The organism is Sphingomonas sp. CCH9-E2 (genome assembly GCF_001557215.1).
GTDB lineage: Bacteria > Pseudomonadota > Alphaproteobacteria > Sphingomonadales > Sphingomonadaceae > Sphingomonas.
On record NZ_LSJM01000174.1, the window covers coordinates 1 to 4,168 of the forward strand.

General features: G+C 66.2%; 3 protein-coding genes. 2 read left to right on the forward strand and 1 reads right to left on the reverse strand.

From position 1 onward, the window contains the following. Positions 1 to 2,132: sensor histidine kinase NtrY-like (locus AX681_RS08850; RefSeq protein ID WP_156456063.1), on the forward strand; the 2,132-nt coding region annotated here is incomplete at its 5' end. Continuing rightward, a complete protein-coding gene (gene ntrX / locus AX681_RS08855; protein ID WP_066659885.1) occupies positions 2,129 to 3,499 on the forward strand; it encodes a nitrogen assimilation response regulator NtrX in 1,371 nt (456 codons plus the stop codon). The genes AX681_RS08850 and ntrX, both read left to right, overlap by 4 nt. A gap of 209 nt (positions 3,500 to 3,708) precedes the next feature. Here ntrX and AX681_RS08865 read toward each other — a convergent pair whose 3' ends face one another. Next, positions 3,709 to 4,023, reverse strand: a complete 315-nt coding sequence (locus tag AX681_RS08865; RefSeq protein ID WP_066659881.1) for a DMT family transporter — start codon at positions 4,021 to 4,023, stop codon at positions 3,709 to 3,711. Between the last annotated feature and the right edge of the window lie 145 nt (positions 4,024 to 4,168).

Consider the following 4,168-nt stretch of genomic DNA (forward strand, 5'->3'; position numbering starts at 1 on the left):
CCAGCAGCTCGACAAAGGGGGTGATGCTCAGCCGCCAGCGGGTCGCGCTGTTGCTGGTCGGCAACCTCATTCCACTGGTGGCGCTGATCGTGCTGTTCGGACGGCGGGTGGCGATGCGGCGCGCAGCGCGCTCGCCGCTGGGCGGGCGGGCGCGGTTGCATGTGCGGCTGGTGGCGATCTTTTCGATCCTCGCGAGCGTGCCGACGATCTTTGTGTCGATCGTGGCGTCGCTGTTGTTCCAATACGGCGTTGAGTTCTGGTTTTCAGACCGGGCGCGTGGGATGCTGGAGAATGCCTCAGCGGTTGCGGCTGCGGCGCTTAGCGATCTGCAAGAGCGCGTAGGCGCGAATACCGAAGCAATGTCCACCGACCTCGCCGGGGCGCTGGTCGATGGCGTTCCGATCGATAGCCAGACTTTTTTCAACTATCTTCTTGTTCAGACCACCCAGCGGGAGTTGTCGGAGGCGGCGATTGTCCGACAGACCGCAACGGGTGAAATCATCGTTCTGGCAATCCTCAACCCGTATGACCGCCTGATCGAAGAGCAGATCAGCCCGGGCGCGATCAACCAGTTGAAGAGCGGCGCGAAGCGCGTTGTGGTCGAAGATGCGGGCGGGCGCATTCGCGCGATTACGCGGTTCGCCACAGCGCCGGACACGTATCTCTATGCCGCGCGTGTGGTCGATCAGGCGCTGCTTGATCGCAAGACGCGCGCCGATTCGGTGGTGATCGACTACAAAACGCTCACCGACCGTTCGCGCACACTGCAACTGCAATTCAACGTCGCGCTACTCGTGCTGTCGCTGCTGATCGTGGGCCTCGCCGTTTGGGCGGCGCTGGAGATTGCCGACCGCCTGGTCCGGCCGGTCGGCGATCTGGTCAAGGCCGCGCGCGAAGTGGCAGACGGCGACCTTGGGACCCGCGTGCCCACACCGCGGGCGGACGACGAGATCGGCACGCTGGCCACGGCGTTCAACCGGATGACCGACCGGCTGCAGGAGCAGACCAATGCGCTGGTCGACGCCAATGCCGAATCCGAAAGCCGCCGCGCGCTGATCGAGGCGGTGATGTCGGGCGTGACGGCGGGCGTGCTGTCGATCGATGCCGAGCGGCGCATCCGGCTGATCAACAGTTCGGCGATGACGCTGCTCCAGCCCGGCGATGCGCCGGTGGGCAAGCTGCTGGCCGAGGTCGCGCCGGAGTTGGACGCGGTGCTGGGCGGGGAGACGCGCGAGGATATCGTGCAGCTGACCAGCGGGGGCGAGGCGCGGACGCTGGCGGTCAAGATCACCCGCGACGAAGCGGGGCAGGTGCTGACGTTCGACGACATCACCCAGCAATTGCTCGACCAGCGGCGCGCGGCGTGGTCCGACGTGGCGCGACGCATCGCGCATGAGATCAAGAACCCGCTGACCCCGATCCAGCTCGCCGCCGAGCGGCTCCAGCGCCGCTACGGCAAGACGATCGAGAGCGACGATGGCACCTTTGCCAAGCTGACCGACACGATCGTGCGCCAGGTGGGCGATCTGCGCCGGATGGTGGACGAATTCTCGTCCTTTGCGCGGATGCCAAAGCCGATCTTCCGCGCGGAATCGATCATCGATGTCGCGCGCCAGACTTTGTTCCTGCACGAGGTTGCCAAGCCCGAAATTCACTTCACCTTCGACGCGCCCGATGGCCTGCCGTCATTAGTGTGCGACCGCCGCCAGCTGGGCCAGGCGCTGACCAATCTGGTCAAGAACGCGGTCGAGGCGATCGAGGCGCGGACCGATCCCGATGCGCCGGGCGCGATCAGCATGGCGGTGCGCGAGGCCGCCGATGCCCAGCTGATCATCGAGATTGCCGACAATGGCGTCGGCCTGCCCGCCGAGCGCGAGCGGATCGTCGAGCCGTACATGACAACGCGCGCGCGCGGCACGGGCCTGGGCCTGGCGATCGTCAAGAAGATCGTCGAGGAGCATTTCGGCACGATGGCCTTTGCCGATCGGGACGGCGGGGGGACGGTCGTGACGCTGTGTTTCGACACGGCGACGCTGGAGCGGCTGGTGGGAACCGGGGGTAGTGACGAGACGGAACAGGGTGCAGCCGGGCTAACCGCGCTGACCCCGACCAAGAACGGAAATGCACAATGAAACTCGATATCCTGGTCGTCGATGACGAAGCCGATATCCGCGAGCTGGTCGCGGGCGTGCTGGAGGACGAGGGCTATGAGACGCGCAGCGCCGCCGACAGCGATGCTGCGCTGGAGGCGATAGCCGAGCGGCGGCCGAGCCTGGTCCTGCTCGACGTGTGGCTGCAGGGATCGCGGCTAGACGGGCTGGACCTGCTGGACGAGATCAAGCGGCGCGATCCGTCGATCCCGGTGCTGGTGTTTTCGGGCCATGGCAATCTCGATACCGCGGTCGCCGCGATCCGGCGCGGGGCATCGGACTTCATCGAAAAGCCGTTCGAGGCCGAGCGGCTGATGCTGCTGGTCGAGCGTGCCACCGAGACCGAGCGGCTACGGCGCGAAGTCGCTTCGCTGCGCGCGAGCGTGGGGCGCGGGACCGACCTGCACGGCACGTCGGGCGCGATCAACACGGTGCGCGCGACGCTGAAGCGCGTGGCGGCGACCGGCAGCCGGGTGATGATCACCGGCGGGCCGGGCACGGGCAAGGAAGTTGCCGCGCGGCTGCTGCATGAATGGAGCAATCGCGCGAACGGTCCGTTCGTGATCGTCAGCGCCGCGCGGATGACGCCCGAGCGGATGGAGGAGGAGCTGTTCGGGGTTGAGGATGGCGATCTGGTCCATCCCGGCCTGCTCGAACAGGCGCATGGGGGCACGCTGTTCCTGGACGAGATTGCCGACATGCCGCTGACGACGCAGGGGCGGATCCTGCGCGTGCTGACCGAACAGAAGTTCAACCGCGTCGGTGGGCAGCGGCAGGTGAAGGTCGATGTGCGCGTGGTGTCCGCCACCGGGCGCGACCTGACCGCCGAAATTGCCGAAGGGCGGTTTCGTGAGGACCTGTTCTATCGCCTGAACGTGGTGCCGGTGGCGATACCGCCGCTGACCGAGCGGCGCGAGGATATTCCGGCGCTCGTCGAGCATTTCGTGGCGCATTACGCGACCGAACGCCGCGTGCCGACGCCGGAAGTCGCGGGCGAGGCGATGGTCGCGCTGCAAAGCTATGAGTGGCCGGGCAATGTCCGCCAGCTGCGCAATGTGGTCGAGGCGACGGTGATCCTGGCACCGGGCGATCGGATCGGTCGGATCGATATCGACATGCTGCCGACCGATGTGCTGGGCCGCCGCGACGATGGCAGGATGGGCGCGGTGACGATCATGGGCGCGCCGCTGAAGGAAGCGCGCGAGAGTTTCGAGCGCGAATATCTGCGGGTTCAGATTAAGCGCTTTTCGGGCAATATCTCCCGCACGGCGCATTTCATCGGGATGGAGCGGTCGGCGCTGCACCGGAAGCTGAAGCTGCTGGGTATTCACGAGGGGCGGGAAGAATAGCGTGATCCGCCGGGTATTTGAGGCACGGCTGACGGTGGGCGTCCTCGCTGTCGCCAGTGCGCTGCTCGTGCTCGCGACCTATGACGTTCCCGCAAAGCTCGGTTCATTCCACGACCACCTGACCATGCCCCTTCTTACGGGCGGGGTCTGCTGGTTGGTTTTGGCGACCGTGCGCAGGCTGCTAATCGGTCGCCACTAGCCGCGTGAAGCTATGACGACAGCTTCATCAACCCGATCCCGCTGACGATCAGCACGGCGGCGAGCAAGCGGGCGGGGGTGATTGCCTCCCCCAGAAACACGATGCCGACAACGAATGCGCCGATCGCACCAATGCCGGTCCAGATCGTGTAGGCGGTGCCCAGCGGCAGTTCGCGCATCGCGGCGGCCAGCAACGCGAAGCTGGCGATCAGCGCGACGATCGTGATGGCGGCGGGTAGGGGACGGGTGAACCCGTCGGAGAGCTTCATCGTGCTGGCCCAGACGACTTCGAGAAGACCCGCTACAAACAACAGTATCCAGGCCATATGCCCTCCTTTTACAAGAGAGCCGGGCCGTCCCGGACTTCGACCCGCGCGGGGCGGGGGAGGACGTGGCCTCGCGCCGGATATGGGACGCTGCCGTGCACCCGGCAAGGGTCGCTATGGACGTGGCGGGGGGCAATACCTACAT

Bases quoted from the DNA above. Each gene is read 5' to 3' on its own strand.
- AX681_RS08865 (WP_066659881.1), bottom strand. From the start codon at position 4,023: ATGGCCTGGATACTGTTGTTTGTAGCGGGTCTTCTCGAAGTCGTCTGG.
- ntrX (WP_066659885.1), top strand. From the start codon at position 2,129: ATGAAACTCGATATCCTGGTCGTCGATGACGAAGCCGATATCCGCGAG.